The following is a 789-nucleotide window of genomic DNA, read 5'->3' as shown; positions in this document are numbered from 1 at the left end:
ATAGGCAGGGTGTGTAAGTGCTGCGAGGCATTGAGCTAACCTGTACTAATTGCCCGTGAGGCTTAACCATACAACACCCAAGGGGTTTTGTGGACTCAAAGACAGACCTTGAATGAGTTTGAAGAGAGACTTTTAAATACAGTTTTCCAGATTATTTTGCCTTCAGTTTTTAAAAAAGCTGAAAGTAAAAGCAAAATTTGCTTGGCGACCATAGCATTGTGGACCCACCTGATTCCATGCCGAACTCAGAAGTGAAACACAATAGCGCCGATGGTAGTGTGGGGCTTCCCCATGTGAGAGTAGGACATCGCCAGGCTTTAATTTCGACTTTGTCTACAAAGTAGACAAGTCACCATAGAGTTCTAAGTTTTCTTAGTGTTTTATGTTGACTTTCAAAGTGGAAGGCGTATTATACGCGTCCTGCTTAAGTGCTAAGGCACTGAAAGCAAAGCTCTTTAACAATTTAAACCTATCAATCTGTGTGGGCACTCGTTGATGAATATCAAAACGTTTTATCGTTAGATAAAACAGATTCTTCGGAATCAAAATTGATTTCAATGAACTGAGTGACCAATACGAATAACTTCGGTTATTTGGCACAGTCAATTCATTACCATTCTGTTGGAATGGTAATAGCTTTAGAATTACATGTTCATTTTCGAATGAATATTAGTTTTGAAGTCAGTATTCGTTGAGTCACAAAATCTTAAATTGAAGAGTTTGATCATGGCTCAGATTGAACGCTGGCGGCAGGCCTAACACATGCAAGTCGAGCGGAAACGACACTAA

At 39.8% G+C, this 789-nt stretch carries 2 rRNA genes; both read left to right on the top strand.

Going from position 1 to position 789, the window contains the following annotated elements:
* Positions 1–200: 200 nt before the first annotated feature.
* A 5S ribosomal RNA gene (gene rrf / locus ATB74_RS23385) occupies positions 201–316 on the top strand.
* A gap of 392 nt (positions 317–708) precedes the next feature.
* A 16S ribosomal RNA gene (locus ATB74_RS23380) occupies positions 709–789 on the top strand; the annotation flags it as partial.

It is taken from the genome of Vibrio splendidus (genome assembly GCF_001557875.1).
Taxonomy (GTDB): domain Bacteria; phylum Pseudomonadota; class Gammaproteobacteria; order Enterobacterales; family Vibrionaceae; genus Vibrio; species Vibrio splendidus_F.
This window is presented reverse-complemented; position numbering and strand designations above follow the sequence as displayed.